The sequence below is a fragment of the Kamptonema sp. UHCC 0994 genome, from assembly GCF_029167235.1.
Classification (GTDB): Bacteria; Cyanobacteriota; Cyanobacteriia; order Cyanobacteriales; family Microcoleaceae; genus Kamptonema.
This window is the reverse complement of sequence record NZ_JARFTR010000079.1, coordinates 1-17,599: the sequence shown is the minus strand read 5'-3', so window position 1 is coordinate 17,599 and position 17,599 is coordinate 1. Positions and strand designations below refer to the sequence as shown.

Here is a 17,599-nt window from a genome sequence, read left to right as displayed (position 1 = left end):
TCTGCCCCAGTTCTTCTTCCTAGAGTAACAAAAGAGGGCTAAGAAAGTCGAAATTGATATAATTCCTGATAAATTTCATCGCAACGTTCACAGATATTGACAAGATGTAGCGGCAACGGCTCATCCTTAGCCTGATAGGGGAGAAAATTGGTAGAGCTTGCTACGGTGCTGTACCAAGGGGCTAGTTTTTCGTTCAACTCGACCTGCATGGGGGGCCAACTGAGCATAGCCTCAGTAAACTCAACCCCTACAGCCTGACAAAGCTTGGAGAGCATTCGCGGCGGATTATTCAGCAGGTCATGTGCATCTATGACAGGCGGAATTGCTCCGCTGTTTTGATGTACATAGTCAAACAGCCGTTTTAATTCGATCCAGCCTGTTTCTTCAAAGGTAAAATGCGGCACAATCTTATGAAAAGATAAGAGCATTTCTTTGGGTTGGCGAATCAGAAAGCAGTTGGTGAAGGGCAAGATCCACTCAAGCCCCATTATCTCTTCGATTAAATGATACGCTTGATGCTTCTGATAGCAAATCGATTTCCCTTCGGGCAGGGGAGCCTTTAACAGCTCGATGATGTATTGCAAATTCTCTTCGGGTACGGGAGCCTTTAACCGCTCAATAACGTATTGCCAATCTGTGTAGGGCATTTGGCTAGAATCAAGATCCGCCCAAGTAAAGCCCAGATCCTTGCCTTTGATAAAGAGATAGGGAAAGGAGAGAATTTCATCAAAGACAGCGGTATCTGGCCGACTCGACCAGGCTTGTAGCAGCACTGTACCAAAACTGCGTGGCACAGACCACATTGCGATGCGTTTTTCTTGCATGATATGCTCCTTTACATAAGAATTAGGTGGGTCAAGCTTCAAACTTGCCTTCTCATCAGTCAATATTTAGACACTATATCCCTATTTTATCCGCGAACTTTTTATTAAACAAATATCTCATGGCTATACCCAAATTGGCGAAAAAAGTTGACTATCATTACCACTCCCAAATGTACTGCATCTGCGATAACTTTTTTGAGTTTCCTTGATGCGAAAAACATAATTTTGTAAATGCTTTCTTTTGACTATATAGGACATATATTATATGGAATATGCTGTATTTTCCAAAAAATATTTAGATAATTACATGAAAAAAGATTTGGTTTAAGGGTTAATCTGATAGCTGGACTAGACAATTACGAACTTCGGCCAACCCTATTAATAAATAAGGAAAGCTTATAATTGACGGGCGCGATCGCCTAATTTCAGACTCCACATTACCCCAGCGACGACTTTTGCAAGAGGTCTAATCAATGAATAATTTGCCAGAGAATCAGGTAACTTCTATAGTCAAGAAGGCATTGAATAAAATAGAGGAGCTAAAAGCCGAGCTTGACCTTTTAAAATACGCGCAACGAGAACCCATCGCCATTATCGGAATGAGTTGTCGTTTTCCGGGTGCGGATACGCCCGAAGAATTATGGCAACTATTACGCAATGGGGTTGACGCAATTAGTGAGATTCCCAAAACCCGTTGGGATGTTGATAAATATTACGATCCGATGCCAGCTACACCGAACAAAATGTACGCACGCTATGCTGGTCTTCTGAAGCAGATAGATGGGTTCGATCCAGACTTTTTTCGGATCTCCGCGCGCGAGGCCGTTAGCTTAGACCCACAACAACGGCTGCTTTTGGAGGTGAGTTGGGAAGCATTAGAACGCGCTGGGCTGACAGGCAATGGCCTTAGTAAACAGACAGGGGTCTTTGTTGGCATCAGTGATTGCGATTATCGCGATCTGATTATGCGTAATAGTTCCGAACTAGATGTTTACTCTGGTTCTGGTAACTGCCATAGTACAGCCAGCGGTCGTCTATCCTATTATTTGGGACTTACTGGCCCCAATCTGGCCCTTGATACCGCCTGTTCATCCTCTTTGGTTTCTGTAGCATTGGCCGTCAAGAGCCTGCGTCAACAGGACTGCGATCTGGCCTTGGCGGGTGGTGTACAGACACAATTGGCACCAGATGGCTTTATCAGAGCCTGCCGATCGCGTATGTTGTCGCCTGATGGACGCTGCAAAACATTTGATGTGCGGGCAGATGGTTATGTCCGTGCTGAGGGATGTGGCATGGTAGTTCTCAAACGCCTATCCGATGCCATTACCGACAAGGACAATATCCTTGCCTTGATTCGTGGTGTCGCGGTCAATCATGATGGCTACACGAGTGGCTTAACGGTGCCCAGCGGGCCCTCACAACAGGCGGTGATCCGGCAGGCATTAGCGGATGGTGGGCTACACCCAGATAAAATTAGCTATATCGAGGCACATGGCACAGGTACGTCATTAGGCGATCCCATCGAAATGGGTGCGCTTGGGCAAGTCTTTGGTCAACGCTCACAGCCGCTTATTATCGGTTCGGTCAAGACAAATATCGGTCATACTGAGGCTGCTGCTGGCATTGCTGGCCTGATCAAGGTTGTACTCTCAATGCAGCACAGTGAAATCCCACCAAACCTACACTTCCACCAGCCCAATCCTTACATTGACTGGGAGCGATCGCCAGTCATTATCCCAACAGAAACAACACCTTGGTCTACCAGCGATCGTTTTGCCGGAGTCAGTAGCTTTGGCTTCAGTGGCACAAACTCTCATATCGTACTAGAGAAAGCCCCAAACATAGAGCAACCTACTAATGATATTAATCAAACGCAGCATATTTTAACCTTATCTGCAAAAACACCCAAAGCCTTACAAGAACTGGCTCAGCGTTATGCGGCTCAGATAGAAACCTATCCCGATGTTCGTCTGGCGGACTATTGTTTCACAGCGCACACAGGGCGCAAACATTTTAAACATAGGTTTGCGGTAGTTACCGAATCTAAAGAGCAACTGCGTTTGCAATTGGCAGCGTTTGCACGATCGCGGGGTGGGGAGCGACAAGTCAAATCGTTACCAAAGATCGCCTTTCTTTTTACAGGCCAAGGCTCACAGTATGTAGGAATGGGTCGCGAACTTTACGAAAGACAACCTACGTTCCGAGAAGCACTCGACCATTGTGACGACATCTTGCGTGCTGGCGCATATCTCGACCAGTCACTACTTTCGATTCTTTACCCAGAGGGAAAATCAGAAGCCATTCACCAAACCGCTTATACTCAGCCCGCGCTTTTCGCTCTGGAGTATGCACTGGCGCAGTTGTGGCGATCGTGGGGCATCAAACCAGATGTCGTGATGGGGCATAGTGTGGGTGAATATGTGGCCGCTTGTGTGGCGGGCATCTTTTCTTTAGAGGATGGCCTGAAACTCATCGCTACTCGTGGTCGTCTGATGCAAGCGCTACCTCAAGACGGAGCGATGGTTTCTTTCTTGGTAGATGAAGCTCGTATACAGGAAGCGATTACACCTTACCGAGACGATGTGTCAATTGCAGCGATCAATGGGCCACAAAGCGTGGTTGTCTCTGGCAAACGCACCTCTGTGATGGCAATTGCTGAACAACTCGCCACCGTTGGCATCAAGACACGCCAACTGACGGTTTCCCATGCCTTCCACTCCCCGCTGATGGCTCCCATGTTGGATGAATTCCGTCAGGTGGCAGCCAGTATCACCTATCACAAGCCCATGTTGCTGCTTGTCTCCAACGTTACAGGGAAAGTGGCAGGCACTGAAATCACCAGACCAGATTACTGGGTACGCCATGTGCGTGAGGCGGTGCGCTTTGCCGATGGGGTGAGGACGCTCCATGAACAAGGTATTAATATCTTTCTCGAAATCGGTCCCACAGCCACCCTGCTGGGTATGGCGCTGCGATCGCTCCAGGAAGAGTCAACTGCCCCAGAAGGGACTGCTACTTGCTACCTGCCCAGTTTGCGCGAAAGCCAGAACGACTCGCAGCAGATGCTCTCTAGTCTGGGTGAGTTGTACGTGCATGGCGCTGACATTGATTGGGACGCATTTAATCGGGGATATCAACGACGCAAGGTGGTATTGCCAACCTATCCGTTTCAGCGACAACGTTATTGGCTTCCCGACTCTAATTTGGCACAAAACCCGTCTGCACAAAGCTTCGAGCTGTCCAGTGCATCAGATACCCTTCGACAAGCTCAGGGCACCGCATCGCCACAAAATCGTGGCGCGGTGTCCACTTCGCTGATGGAATATTTGCAAGAAGGTGATATTCACTCTTTGGTGGCGCTTTTGGACGGCGATCGTAAACTCTCTCCTGCTGAACGAGTTGCATTACCAACTATTTTGGAGCATTTGGTAGAGGAACAGCAGCGACAGGCAAGCTTGACCACAAATAGTCAAACACTTTTACAAAAAATAAGTCAAACTTCGCATCAGGAACGATATGAAATATTGAAGAACATTATCAAATCTGAAATCGAACCGATTATCGGAAGTGTTCCCGCCGACGAACAGAGGTTCTCTGATTTAGGAATTGATTCGTTGATGGCGGTCGAACTGCGTAATAAGCTACGTTCTACCACAGGGTTGGAACTGCCAGTGGCGATGGTTTTTGACTATCCCACGATTAAGCAGCTAGCCAGTTTCCTACTCGAAAAAATTGTGCCACAGGCAGACCAACAGGACGTTCTCATCGAATCTTCGGTTACTTCAAAACAGGATGCGTTGGTTGAGGTGCAGTCTTTTGCACTCACCGAGCTGGGCTTGTCCCCTGCTTCCCGCCCCCTGCATCTTTATCCCTGGACGGTTCGACCCGCAGTAATGGCAGATGTAGCAAGACTAAGCCAGCTTGAAAGGGAGGCGTATGGCTGGATCGGAGAAGAGGCGATCGCGCCTCCCAAGCTGATTGCCGATCGGATCGATTTGCTCAATAGTGGTGATATGCCCTGGTTCTGGGTAATGGAGCGTAATGGAGAGCTGGGCGCGTGGCAGGTGCTACAACCAACATCTGTCGATCCATATACTTATGGAAGTTGGGACGAAGTGACTGACCAAGGGAGACTGCAAAAAACGTTCGACCCAAGTGGCCGCAATGTGTATATTGTCGCGGGCGGTTCTAGCAAACACTTCCCCACGGTAGCCAGCTACCTAATGACGCTTCAGACTTTGTTGATGCTGCGGGAAACTCGTCGTGACACAATTTTTGTCTGCCTAGCAATGCCAGGTTATGCCAAATACCACAGTCAAACAGGGAAATCACCCGAAGAGTACATTGCGCTGACTGACGAGGATGGCATACCCATCGACGAGTTTATTGCACTTTCTGTCTACGACTGGCCTGTGCTCCCATCGTTTCGTGTTCTGCGAGATGGTTATCCACCTGACCGAGATTCTGGTGGTCATGGAGTTAGCACGGTTTTCAAGCTGAGTGATTTCAATGCCGCGATCGCAGAAACATATCGTCGCATTATCCGCCATGCCGATGCGCTTGGTCTGGAAAGAAAGTAGTGTCTAAATTTTGACTAGGCTTGATGATGCAAATAATATGTATGAGGTCTTATGACTAAAAAACAGGTAGACACATTAGTGATACACGCTCATCTATTTACCATGCAGGGAAATGGTGTGGGGTATATTGCCGATGGGGCGATCGCGGTTGAGGGTAGCCGGATTGTGGCAGTTGATTCGACGGAGGCGTTGCTGAGTCGTTTTGAAGGCCACAAAACGATCGATGCCGTAAATTGTGCGGTGTTGCCTGGGCTGATTGATGCTCACATACACACGACTTGTTCTCTTCTGCGCGGGGTGGCACAAGATGTAACCAATTGGCTGATGGACGCGACAATGCCTTATGGACTTCAGATGACACCCGCAGCGAACATAGCCGCGACGCGCTTGAGTGTGTTGGAAGGGCTGAAGGCAGGCACAACGACATTCGGCGATTCTGAGTCTCCTTACCCCCTCTGGGGAGAGTTTTTCGATGAAATTGGGGTACGTGCCATTTTGGCCCCCGCGTTTAACGCCTTTCCACTAGATTGGTCGGAATGGAAGGAGGGAGACCTATATCCCTTCGATGTAAAGGCGGGGCGGCGTGTGATGGCAGAGGCTGTGGACTTTGCCTGTTCGTGGAATGGAGCGGCAGAGGGACGTATCACCACTATGTTGGGGCTACAGGCGGCGGATATGTTGCCACTTGAGATGCTACGCGAAGCTAAAGAGATTGCACAACGGGAAGGCTTAATGCTGCATATTCATGTGGCGCAGGGCGATCGGGAAACTGAACAAATTGTCAAACGATATGGTAAGCGTCCCATCGCTTTTCTAGCTGAGATTGGCTATTTGGACGAACAGTTGCTAGCGGTTCACCTGACAGATGCCACAGATGAAGAAGCGATACAAGTGGCCAAAAGTGGCGCTAGCATGGCACTCTGTTCGGGCGCTATTGCCATCATCGACGGTCTCGTGCCGCCCGCACATATCTTTCGGCAAGCAGGCGGCCCCGTTGCGATCGGTTCCGATCAAGCCTGCGGCAACAACTGTTGTAACATCTTCAATGAGATGAAACTGACCGCTTTGTTCAACAAAATAAAATATCAAGACCCGACCATTATGCCTGCTTGGGAAGTGTTACGTATGGCGACCATTGAAGGAGCGCGGGCGATTGGTTTAGATCGCAAGATTGGCTCGCTTGAAGTAGGTAAAGAAGCCGATCTGATTTTGATCGATCTTACCGTTCCTAATCTCTCACCAACCCTGCTCGATCCAATTCGCAATCTCGTGCCCAACTTCGTGTACGCTGCTTCAGGACATGAAGTTAAAAGTGTCATGGTTGCGGGAAAACTGTTAGTGGAAGACTACCAAGTTCTCACGGTAAATGAGGACGCTATTCTCGCTGAAGCGCAAGCGCAAGCGCAACAGCTTGAGCAACGGGTAAAAGCTGATTCCGCTCACCAAAAACTGGTATTGATGGAAGCGATGGCAAACGGTAACTTATAGTATACATACTTATCTGCAACAACATTTCTGAATCAAACCTGGAGGGCAAACCAATGACTGCATATGAAAATAAGCTGGGTAGCGATCGAAAAAATCAAGATGCCATAATATCTGCGAAAGAACTTGAAGAATGGCATTTAATTGGACTTCTAGACCATTCAATAGATGCGGTAATAGTACCGAATTATTTTCTTGAGCAAGAGTGTAGGACAATTTCAGAAAGAATAAAAAAGAGTAAATATTTTCGCGCTTATCCCGATCACCCATCAGTTAGTCGATTAGGACAAGAGTTGTATGAATGCGAAAGTGAGCTTGAATTAGCAAAGTATCAAGAAGATTCACCCACATTGATTAAAGAAATGCGGAGGCTGGTACATCCGTACATAAGTCCAATTGATAGGCTTAGGGTTGAACTTGATGATATTTGGAGTAATGGCTGTAATTTAGCAAAACTTGGTGGTAAAAAAGTGTTTGCTGGGATAGTTAGAGAGCATAAAGAAGATAGCCCTGGCGGACCACATTGTGACGTAATGGCATGGGGTTTTATCGAACATTATAAAGAAAAACCGAATATCATAAATCAAATCGCGGCAAATGTATATTTAAAGACATCTGAATCAGGAGGAGAATTAGTGCTTTGGGATGAATGGCCAACTCAAAGGGAATATAATATGGCACGCAACACAGATGATCCAGCTAGTTTCGGTCTTGATAGCAAAAAGATCGCACAACCAAAACTTGAGATCAGACCGAACCAGGGAGATTTAATTCTTTTCAATTCAATGAGAATTCATTCGGTAAAAAAGATAAAAATGGGTGTGCGTATGACATGGGGATGTTTGATTGGATACTCTGGAACTGATGACCCGCTTGTTATTTGGACTTAATATTTAATACCAATTCTCTAAATGCCGACTACGTGGCTGGACGAGGTGCTGTAACCATTGTTTTCAAAGGCTTTGAGAGTTCTATTTCTATTTTCCTCTCACGCTCAGTGACAAAAGAGGATTACCACCCGAATGCTTCGCCCCGACCCCAAATCCGAAGAGACTCAGACACCCGTTTAACCTCTATCATAGTTATGAGAGTATATCTGAAGGGACAAAAAGTATAAATCCCTTCGATCGCGAGGAAACACCGTGCAGCCAACAGACCCTAGCAAATTTACCGATAAAGCCTGGGAAGCCATCGTCAAATCCCAGGATGTAGCCCGCCGCTTTGCCAATCAGCAGCTAGAGGTCGAACATTTAGCGATCGCACTTCTAGAACAGCAAGGCCTTGCCAATAGCATCCTCAGCAAAGCAGGGGTTGACCATCTACGGCTAGCCCAGCAGCTAGAAGCATTTGCCAAACGCCAACCCAAAGTCGCCAATGCCGAACAACTTTACCTCGGACGCGGCTTAGAAGTGATGTTAGACGCTGCTGAAGCTGCAAGAGTGGCTTGGCAGGACGGTTTTATCGCTGTAGAACATTTATTAATCGCCTTCATCGAGGATGAACGCATTGGCCGCCGTTTGCTGACAAAAACCGAAGGCCCGCCCCCTCGCCCCGGTTACGATCGCACTCCTCCCGCTAAAGTCATCGATCGCCAAAAACTTGAAGAAGTAATTAAAGCTATCCGAGGTTCTGCAAAAGTTCAAGACCAAAATTCCGAGTCAACTTATGACGCACTCGCTAAGTTCGGCCGGGACTTGACAGAAGCCGCAAAATCGGGAAAACTCGACCCTGTAATCGGTCGCGATGAGGAAATTCGCCGCGTAGTCCAAGTGCTCTCTCGTCGGCAGAAAAATAATCCCGTATTAATCGGCGATCCGGGGGTAGGAAAGACTGCGATCGCAGAAGGTTTAGCCCAGCGAATTGTTAACGGCGATGTGCCCGAATCTCTCAAAAATCGCCAGTTATTTTCCCTCGATATGGGCAGCTTAATTGCCGGGGCCAAATTCCGAGGCGAATTTGAAGAACGCCTGCGGTCAGTATTGCGAGAAGTGATCAATTCTGACGGTCAAATCGTCTTATTTATTGACGAACTGCATACAGTTGTCGGCACTGGTGGCGGTGGAAGTTCCGGTTCGGGAATGGATGCCGGCAACTTGCTGAAACCGATGTTAGCCAGAGGTGAATTGCGCTGTATTGGCGCAACCACCCTCGATGAATTTCGCAAGAATATTGAAAAAGATCCTGCCTTAGAAAGAAGATTTCAACAAGTATTTGTCGATGAACCTAGCGTCGAAGATACTATTTCAATTTTGCGCGGACTTAAAGACCGTTATGAAAGACATCATGGAGTTAAAATATTAGACTCTGCCTTAGTTGCTGCGGCTACTTTGTCTTCCCGTTATATTTCCGATAGATTCTTACCAGATAAGGCCATCGATCTAGTAGATGAAGCCGCTGCTCAATTGAAGATGGAAATCACTTCTAAACCCGCAGAATTAGAACAAATCGATCGGCGGGTGATGCAGTTGGAAATGGAAAAACTGTCGATCGAAGGTGAAGGCAAAGGGGTTCAAAATCTTGGTTTCACTACTAGGTTAGAGCGCATTCAAGCTGAAATTGATGCTTTGAAAGAAAAGCAGGAAAAGTTATCAACTCAGTGGCAAGGTGAAAAGCAATCTTTAGATGCAATCAATCAATTGAAAGCGGAAGAAGACGAGTTAAGGGTGCAAATTGAGCAGGCAGAAAGGGCTTACGATCTGAATAAGGCGGCACAGTTAAAGTATGGAAGACTGGAGACTGCGGTGCGCGATCGCGAAGCCAAAGAAGCCGAATTATTGAAACTACAATCTCAAGGTTCATCCCTGTTGCGAGAACAAGTTACGGCTAGTGATATTGCCGAAATAGTTGCAAAATGGACGGGAATACCTGTTAATAGATTGTTAGAATCAGAAAGGCAAAAACTGTTACAATTAGAGAAACATTTACACCACCGAGTCATCGGTCAACACGAAGCCGTAGAAGCAGTTTCCGCCGCCATTCGTAGAGCTCGCGCCGGCATGAAAGACCCCGGTAGACCCATTGGTTCTTTCTTATTTATGGGGCCGACTGGTGTAGGAAAAACAGAATTAGCGCGGGCTTTAGCTGAGTTTCTATTTGATACCGATGATGCGATCGTGCGAATAGATATGTCGGAATACATGGAGAAGCATAGCGTCTCGCGATTAGTGGGAGCTCCGCCGGGATATGTGGGTTATGATGAAGGCGGTCAACTTTCGGAAGCAGTACGCCGTCACCCTTATTCAGTCGTACTTTTTGATGAAGTAGAAAAGGCGCACCCGGATGTTTTTAACATTTTATTGCAGGTGTTAGATGATGGTAGAATTACCGATTCTCAGGGGAGAGTTGTTGATTTTAGAAATACCGTAATTGTGATGACTAGCAATATTGGTAGCGACTACATTCTGGATGTTGCTGGCGATGATTCTAAGTACGAAATGATGTACAAACGGGTAACGGAGGCGTTACGATCGCACTTCCGTCCTGAATTTCTCAACCGCGTTGATGATATTATTTTATTCCACACTTTAAGTAAGACAGAATTGCGGCAAATTGTCAGCATTCAAGTCAAGAGAATTGAACGGTTGCTGGGAGATCAAAAAATTAACTTGGAACTGTCAGAAGCGGCCAAGAATTATATCGCTGATGTCGGTTACGACCCTGTTTATGGTGCGCGTCCTTTGAAACGTGCGATTCAGCGAGAATTAGAAAACCCGCTGGCGAATAAGTTGTTAGAAAATACCTTTGTGGAGGGTGATACTATTGTGATAGATTGTGTTGATAACAGTATGATTTTTAGTAAGAAAGACTTGGTATCTACCCTGGTGGTCAGTGGCAAGGAGATAACTTAGGTGTTATACTTTTAGCAATCGCTAAGACCTAGAGATTGCTTCGGGATTGCTTCGCTTCGCTCGCAATGACATAATAATTGTGGTTGCAATGACATAATTATGCTTGTCCGAAGAGATTGCTTCGCTTCGCTCGCAATGACATAATAATTATAGTCGCAATGACATAGTTATTAATGACATAATTATGCTTGTCCGATCTGTCATTGCGAGCTCCGCGAAGCAATCGCCAAGACCTAGACATTGCTTTGCAGAGTTCGTAATGACATAATTATCAATGATATAGTTATGCTCCCAACTTCCTGAAAGTAGGGTAAACCGAATCATCCTTTTAGGGTAATCCCTTTGCAAAAAAGCGGCGCGATCGCACAAAATCATTAAATACAGGACTTACGCAGACAGAACTTACGCATTACTTACGTAACGCCGCCTTCTAGGCGGTAAAGAAACCGCCTAGAAGGCGGCGTTACTGTACAAGTGTGCGTAAGTAAAGATCCCCGAACTCCCCGAAAAAGGGGACTTTTGAGATTCCCATCCCCTCCAAGGGTTTCCTCCTGTTTTCAGGGGGGTTAAGATGGATCGAAGTTTAAGCTTCATCGTGCGTCAATCCTATACTCACAGTCACTTAAAGTAAAACTATGACAGTCCTCGAACAGGGAACAATTACGATCCATACCGAGAATATTTTCCCGATTATCAAGAAATCTCTCTATACTGACCACGAGATATTCTTGCGGGAACTGGTATCAAACGCCGTAGATGCGATCGCGAAACTGAAAATGATTTCCCGTTCCGGCGAATTTAGCGGCGACATCGGCGAACCAGAAATTCACCTCGCCATTGATAAAGAGAAAAAAACCCTCTCTGTCTCTGATAACGGTATTGGTCTAACAGCAGACGAAGTAAAAAAATACATCAATCAAGTTGCCTTTTCCAGCGCCGAAGAATTTATTCAAAAATACAAAGGAGAAGGTAACGACGCAATTATCGGTCACTTTGGTCTGGGTTTCTACTCTTCCTTCATGGTTGCCAAACAAGTAGAAATCGATACCCTTTCCTACCAAGAAGGTGCTCAAGCAGTACACTGGTCTTGCGACGGTTCACCAGCCTTTGAATTGACAGATTCTCCCCGCACAGAACGCGGTACAACGATTACTCTCACTCTCCAAGATGAAGAAGAAGAATATTTAGAAAGCAGCCGCATTAAGCAGCTAATTAAAACTTACTGCGACTTCATGCCAGTGCCAATTAAACTGGATGGCGAAGTAATTAACAAGCAAAAAGCTGCTTGGCGAGAATCTGCTAGCAACCTCACCAAAGAAGATTATTTAGAACTCTACCGCTACCTCTATCCCTTCCAAGAAGAACCGCTTTTGTGGGTACATCTAAATACAGATTATCCTTTCATTGTCAACGGGATTCTATATTTCCCTAAATTGCGGCCCGATGTCGATGTTACTCAAGGCAATATTAAACTATTCTGCAATCAAGTCTTTGTCAGCGAGCACTGCGAAGAAGTTATCCCTAAATTCTTGATGCCATTGCGAGGGGTAATTGATAGCACAGACATTCCTTTGAATGTATCTCGCAGTTCCCTACAAAGCAACCGTACAGTCAGGAAAATTGCTGATTATATTGCCAAAAAAGTAGGCGATCGTCTCAAAGAACTTTACCGCGATAACCGCGATGAATATATCCGTTGTTGGCAAGACATCGGTACATTTGTCAAGTTCGGATCGCTGAATGATGAGAAGTTTAAGAAGCAAGTCGAAGATATCCTAATTTATCGCACGACTTACCAACCAACGGCAGAAAAATCAGAAAATGTAACGCCAGAAGTGCAAGTACAAGCTGAGGATGGAGACGCATGGCAAGAAGTAACGCCGAAGTCGGAAACCTCAACTTCAACACAACCTTATACTACCCTTCAGGAGTATTTGGAACGCAATCAAAAACGCCACGAAAACCGCGTATTTTATTGTACTGAACCGGCATCGCAGGCTACTTATGTGGAACTGCACAAGAGTCAAGGTTTGGAAGTCCTATTTATGGACTCTTTCATTGATACACACTTTATCAGTTCCTTGGAGAGAGACTATAAAGATGTCAAATTCTCACGAGTTGATTCTGAACTTGATGAGACGCTGATTGATAAGGAAAAAGAAGCTGAGATTGTTGACCCGAATACCAATAAAACTCGCAGCGAACAAATTAAAGAGTTGTTCCAACAAGCGATCGGTAAGCCAACAGTTACTATTCGTACTGAAGCTTTGAAATCTGACGATCCGCAGGGTACGCCACCGGCAATTGTTTTATTACCAGAAGCGATGCGGCGACTGCGGGATATGACGGCTTTATTGCAGCAGCAAACGGCTGGATTTCCTGACGAACATATCTTAGTAGTAAATACGGCTCATCCGCTGATTCAAAATCTGGCTAATTTGAGTCAAGGCGCGATTATTCAAGGTAGCGGAGTATCTCCATCTAGCGAGTTGGCAAATATGATTTGCCATCACGTTTATGACTTAGCTTTGATGGCTCAAAAAGGGTTTGATGCTGAAGGAATGAAGGATTTTGTGGAACGGTCAAATCAGGTGTTGACGCGGTTAACTGAACGAGCATTGTAATCAATTGTCCTCAAATCCCTCTGAAAAAAACTACAGTTTATAAACTGTAGCTTGAAAACAGGGGGATTTTGATAGGATACTCCTGATTTGACCTATTTGTGCGAATCGATCTATAATTGAAGGTTGCATCGCAAAGAAAAACGGTAATCTGGAGGGTAATATGTCTCGGAAATGTCAGTTGACAGGGAAAAAGGCGAATAATGGGATGGCTGTTTCCCACTCGCACCGCCGCACTCACAAGTTGCAGGAGGCGAATTTGCAGTGGAAACGGATTTGGTGGCCCCAAGGGAAGCGCTGGGTGAAGTTACATCTTTCTACGAAGGCGATTAAAACCATACAACTCAAGGGTTTGGATGCTCTGGCGCGGGAAGCTGGAATTAACTTGAACAAATATTAAATCGGCAATTAATACCATTTGGTTGAAAAGGCTGGTAATTTTTTGGGTGCGATCGCGTTTATTGATGCGATCGCACTCAATTTTTTTAAGGGAACCGCACCGAGCAATTAGGTTGGAAACTGCACAATTGGCGGATTTCTAGCAGTAGGTAATAATGATTTAAGGTCTAATTATTTAGGAGGTGCGATCGTGGTCATTGCTCAAACCAACCCGCCAAACCTTGTTCCAGATGTGACAAAGACTCACCTCACTCCAGATGAGTATCGAGCGATCGAGGAAACTGCTGAAGAACGTCACGAATATTGTAACGGAGAGATGATTACTATGTCAGGAGGTTCCCCCGCTCACAGCCGCATAGCCGTAGACATTACGACTTTTCTCAATGTAGCTCTGCGAGACACCAACTTTCAAACCTATAATGGCGATCTACGAATTTGGATTCCTAGCTTTAATCACGGAACTTATCCCGATGTTCTCGTAATTGATGGCGAACCAGAATTCAATGGCGATCGCACGGATGAAATTCTCAATCCTTTGCTGATTGTTGAAGTCCTTTCGCCATCTACTGAAGGCTACGATCGCGGTGAAAAATTTAGAAAATATCGCTCTCTTGCTAGTTTTTGTGAATATCTGCTTGTCAGTCAAACTGAACCTTACATTGAGCAATATCACAACAGCAATCGCGATAGTAAGGAGCGTTGGGAATGGCAAGTTTACGATCGCATTGAACAGTCGATTTTACTGCATAGTTTAAATGTAGAACTTCCGATGTCGGAAATTTATCGCCGCATTAAGTTTTAAGAAAGATAGCTAAAAAGCTTACCTATAAATCTTGAATCTAATCAACCCAATCTTCTCCACCTGGCAATTTAATAAATTCCTGATTTATTGCATCCCGCAATGTCTGATTTGAATGCAAATAAGTCAATCTCAGTAATTCATTAGCTCTCGTTAAAATCCTGCTTTCATCAAGTATTTGTCTGAGTTGACGCGGTTTATATGCTCCATTAGCTACTTCCGTACTTGCCTCAAAAATAGCATCTTTAAAAGCCATTTCTAACCGCGAGTCCCATTCATTTTCTTTGATATAATATGAAGTGTTATTTTCTTTTAGATTCAAATCTTGAATCTTAATAATCGAATCTCGAATCGAAGCCACCCAAGAATTAGTTAACCTCTGTTCGACTTCGTTTTTAATCAAATGAACCAGCATTCTAACTAGAAAACTCTCAATATTTAGCAAAATGCCTTTTTTACTCATCCACTCTAGCTCATCAACAATAACCAAAGCATCTTCATAACGCCCTTCAACAATACTCGCTCTTAAATCTATCAGCTCTTGAGTCACGACAATATTCCCTCACTTTCACCTGAAAAATGTCTTGTTACTAAGATAACTAATACCGCTAAATTTATACCATTCACTCCTTCCCTGGAACCCCACTTACCCTTAAAACATCTGCAAAATTAGTGCAGTAACTAGGCAACCCAAGACTTTGAGGATTCAGAGGTTCTTTATAGCTAAAATGGCGATATTCCAAACAAAATCTATCCCAAGGAGCCATCTGAATCTGGAACAATACAATTAATAAATCTGCTAACCAAGGAGATAGAGTAATCCGAAAAAATATTTTTTTATTCAAATAAGCACAAGCTTCTTCTACTACCTGATTAACTGTTATTTCTGGATTTCCCAGCACAAATTTTCGCTTCTCTTTAGATGCCGGAGGATGTTCAACCAAGTAGCGTACTACTTCAGCAATATCCACCCCGTGCATAAAGTGAAAACTCGCATCAGCTTTAAACCAGCGAATTACATTAATCCATTTTGCTACTTCCGGTATGCCTGATGACAGATGAGAATAAGGTTTATTAGCATCGCCTCCCAATACCAAAGTCGGAAAAACACTCGTAATCGGAGGCACATCTGTCAGTCGAGATAACTGCCACATACAGTCATATTTTGACCGGATATAGTCCGTTCCGAGTTGACCAGCTTCCTTAAGTAAATTGTTATTACGATCGAGGATACTTGCAGTAGAAAAGTAAATAACTTGCTGACAATTTTGTGGAGAAAGTAACTTGATCAACCTAATAGTTTTAACAACATTAATATCAAAAACTTCCTGCGTGCCACCCCAAGAAGTTGCGGCGAGAATTGCCACATTAATTGTCTTTAACAAATCGGTGAATTTATCCACCTCTCGCAAGTCAGCTTGAATTATATTGATACCAGGACGAGCATTTAAGTCAAAACCTAGCTTGTCTGGGTTACGGACTAGCAGATACAATTCATGGTCTGTATTTTGGATCAGGGTTTCGGCGATATAGTGACCAATGCAGCCGCTAGCACCTGTCACAAGAATTCGCTTCGGGTTCATTGCAGGAAGGGAGAAGAAGGATGGGAAGATGGGAAGATTGGGGAGATGGGGAATATGGGGAGGATGGGGAGGGTTTACCTTCCTCATACTTTTAACTCCCTCTTCTCTTTCATCTCTCCTACCTTCCCTTACTTAATGTTAGGTGGAGACAGAAACAGGACTTACGCACTAAGTACGAAAAACATAGTTTGAGATTGCTTCCCTACGGTCGCTTTTGACAAATTATGTTGTCCGTGCGTAAGTTCTAAGAAAGTAATTTGTCAGCTTGTTTTGCTGTTTCAAAGAAAAAGCCGACATTTTCTTCTGGTGTATTTTGCAAAACACCGTGTCCTAAATTCAGGATGTGGCCTTTGTTTCCTGCTTTGCGAATGGTTTCGAGAATACGTTCCCGAATAAAATCTTTTGAGCCAAATAATACACAAGGATCGATGTTTCCTTGCACCCCAACTTTAGAACCGAGCCTAGCTCTTGCTTCGGCCATATCTACTGTCCAGTCTACACTAACTAGGTCAACGCCAGACTTGGGCATCCGCTCCAGTAGTCCAGCACTGCCATTAATATAAAGGATCAGAGGTGTATCTGGGTGAGTAGCTTTCACTTGCTCAACTACTTGGCGCTGATAAGGTAGAGCAAAGGTTTCGTAGTCTTGGGGACTCAACTGTCCCGCCCAAGAGTCGAACATCTGTACTACTTGTGCTCCGCAGTCAATTTGGTAGCGGACATAAATAGCGATCGCGTCTGCTAATTTACTCAAAAATTGATGCAGCATTGCGGGCTCTGAAAATGCCATGCCCTTAATCACAGTATAGTCTTTGGAGCTTTTACCTTCAATAGCATAGGCTGCTAAAGTCCAAGGAGCGCCCACAAAGCCCAATACTGTCGCGCGATCGCCTACTTCTTGGCGCAAAGTCTGTAAAATCTCCCGGATGAAAGGCAGTGACTCTGCTGGTTCCAGCGGGTGAAGTTGCTCGATTTGTTTCAAAGAGCGGATCGGCGGGTCAATCATCGGCCCGCGACTTTCCACAATATCAAAATTAATGCCAATTCCAGGCAGGGGGGTCAAAATATCTGAAAATAAAATCACACCATCAGGTTCAAAAGCTCGAAAGGGTTGCAGGGAAATTTCCACTGCGATATCTGTTTTTTCCGAGCGATCGCGAAAAGATGGATACTTATCTCTTAAATCCCGATAAGCTTTCATATAGCGACCCGCCTGCCGCATCATCCACACCGGCGGACGCTCTAACACTTCACCGCGTGCGGCCCGTAATAACAAGGGTTCTTGGGTTGATCCGGCCATCTCTACTTTACTCTGAACTACATATTTAAAGGTTGTTGATAGCTTACCATTCCCAGATTCCCCTTTTTCACGCAAACCTTGTTAAAAATTAAAAATTAAAAATTAAAAATTTGAAATTTTTATATATTAGGACTTACACAAAACTCCTTGTAACGCCGCC

At 45.0% G+C, this 17,599-nt stretch carries 11 protein-coding genes; 7 read left to right on the top strand and 4 right to left on the bottom strand.

Annotated elements, in window-relative coordinates; genetic code table 11:
* Positions 1–38: 38 nt before the first annotated feature.
* Positions 39–824, bottom strand: a complete 786-nt coding sequence (locus PY364_RS07940; RefSeq protein WP_275521699.1) for a sulfotransferase — start codon at positions 822–824, stop codon at positions 39–41.
* A gap of 473 nt (positions 825–1,297) precedes the next feature.
* On the opposite strand from PY364_RS07940, the gene PY364_RS07935 reads away from it, so the two are divergent.
* From PY364_RS07935 to PY364_RS07905, 7 genes are all read left to right on the top strand, one after another.
* Positions 1,298–5,404, top strand: a complete 4,107-nt coding sequence (locus PY364_RS07935) for a beta-ketoacyl synthase N-terminal-like domain-containing protein (protein WP_275521698.1) — start codon at positions 1,298–1,300, stop codon at positions 5,402–5,404.
* Positions 5,405–5,455: 51 nt separating this feature from the next.
* Positions 5,456–6,892 (top strand): amidohydrolase family protein, encoded by a 1,437-nt coding sequence (locus PY364_RS07930; RefSeq protein ID WP_275521697.1) that lies wholly within the window; start codon positions 5,456–5,458, stop codon positions 6,890–6,892.
* Between the two features lie 53 nt (positions 6,893–6,945).
* Entirely contained in the window at positions 6,946–7,779 is an 834-nt protein-coding gene (locus PY364_RS07925) for a 2OG-Fe(II) oxygenase (protein WP_275521696.1), read from the top strand.
* Positions 7,780–8,031: 252 nt separating this feature from the next.
* Positions 8,032–10,737, top strand: a complete 2,706-nt coding sequence (gene clpB / locus PY364_RS07920) for an ATP-dependent chaperone ClpB (protein WP_275521695.1) — start codon at positions 8,032–8,034, stop codon at positions 10,735–10,737.
* A gap of 635 nt (positions 10,738–11,372) precedes the next feature.
* Positions 11,373–13,361, top strand: coding sequence for a molecular chaperone HtpG (gene htpG, locus PY364_RS07915; protein ID WP_275521694.1), 1,989 nt, complete (start codon positions 11,373–11,375; stop codon positions 13,359–13,361).
* Positions 13,362–13,521: 160 nt separating this feature from the next.
* Positions 13,522–13,758 carry a 50S ribosomal protein L28 gene (gene rpmB / locus PY364_RS07910; RefSeq protein WP_007353560.1) on the top strand — a complete coding sequence of 79 codons (237 nt, stop codon included), beginning with the start codon at positions 13,522–13,524 and terminating at the stop codon, positions 13,756–13,758.
* Between the two features lie 189 nt (positions 13,759–13,947).
* On the top strand, positions 13,948–14,559 hold the full coding sequence (locus tag PY364_RS07905) for a Uma2 family endonuclease (RefSeq protein WP_275521693.1): 612 nt from the start codon (positions 13,948–13,950) through the stop codon (positions 14,557–14,559).
* A gap of 37 nt (positions 14,560–14,596) precedes the next feature.
* On the opposite strand, the gene PY364_RS07900 is transcribed toward PY364_RS07905, so the two are convergent.
* From PY364_RS07900 to hemE, 3 genes are all read right to left on the bottom strand, one after another.
* Positions 14,597–15,106, bottom strand: a complete 510-nt coding sequence (locus PY364_RS07900; protein ID WP_275521692.1) for a DUF29 family protein — start codon at positions 15,104–15,106, stop codon at positions 14,597–14,599.
* Positions 15,107–15,179: 73 nt separating this feature from the next.
* Entirely contained in the window at positions 15,180–16,139 is a 960-nt protein-coding gene (locus PY364_RS07895) for an NAD(P)-dependent oxidoreductase (RefSeq protein ID WP_275521713.1), read from the bottom strand.
* Positions 16,140–16,383: 244 nt separating this feature from the next.
* On the bottom strand, positions 16,384–17,439 hold the full coding sequence (gene hemE, locus PY364_RS07890; RefSeq protein ID WP_275521691.1) for a uroporphyrinogen decarboxylase: 1,056 nt from the start codon (positions 17,437–17,439) through the stop codon (positions 16,384–16,386).
* Positions 17,440–17,599: the final 160 nt, after the last annotated feature.

Excerpts from the sequence above, each read along its gene's own strand:
- PY364_RS07935 (WP_275521698.1), top strand. The coding sequence starts at position 1,298 with ATGAATAATTTGCCAGAGAATCAGGTAACTTCTATAGTCAAGAAGGCA.
- hemE (WP_275521691.1), bottom strand. The coding sequence starts at position 17,439 with ATGGCCGGATCAACCCAAGAACCCTTGTTATTACGGGCCGCACGCGGT.
- PY364_RS07895 (WP_275521713.1), bottom strand. The coding sequence starts at position 16,139 with ATGAACCCGAAGCGAATTCTTGTGACAGGTGCTAGCGGCTGCATTGGT.
- htpG (WP_275521694.1), top strand. The coding sequence starts at position 11,373 with ATGACAGTCCTCGAACAGGGAACAATTACGATCCATACCGAGAATATT.
- PY364_RS07940 (WP_275521699.1), bottom strand. The coding sequence starts at position 824 with ATGCAAGAAAAACGCATCGCAATGTGGTCTGTGCCACGCAGTTTTGGT.
- PY364_RS07930 (WP_275521697.1), top strand. The coding sequence starts at position 5,456 with ATGACTAAAAAACAGGTAGACACATTAGTGATACACGCTCATCTATTT.
- rpmB (WP_007353560.1), top strand. The coding sequence starts at position 13,522 with ATGTCTCGGAAATGTCAGTTGACAGGGAAAAAGGCGAATAATGGGATG.
- PY364_RS07925 (WP_275521696.1), top strand. The coding sequence starts at position 6,946 with ATGACTGCATATGAAAATAAGCTGGGTAGCGATCGAAAAAATCAAGAT.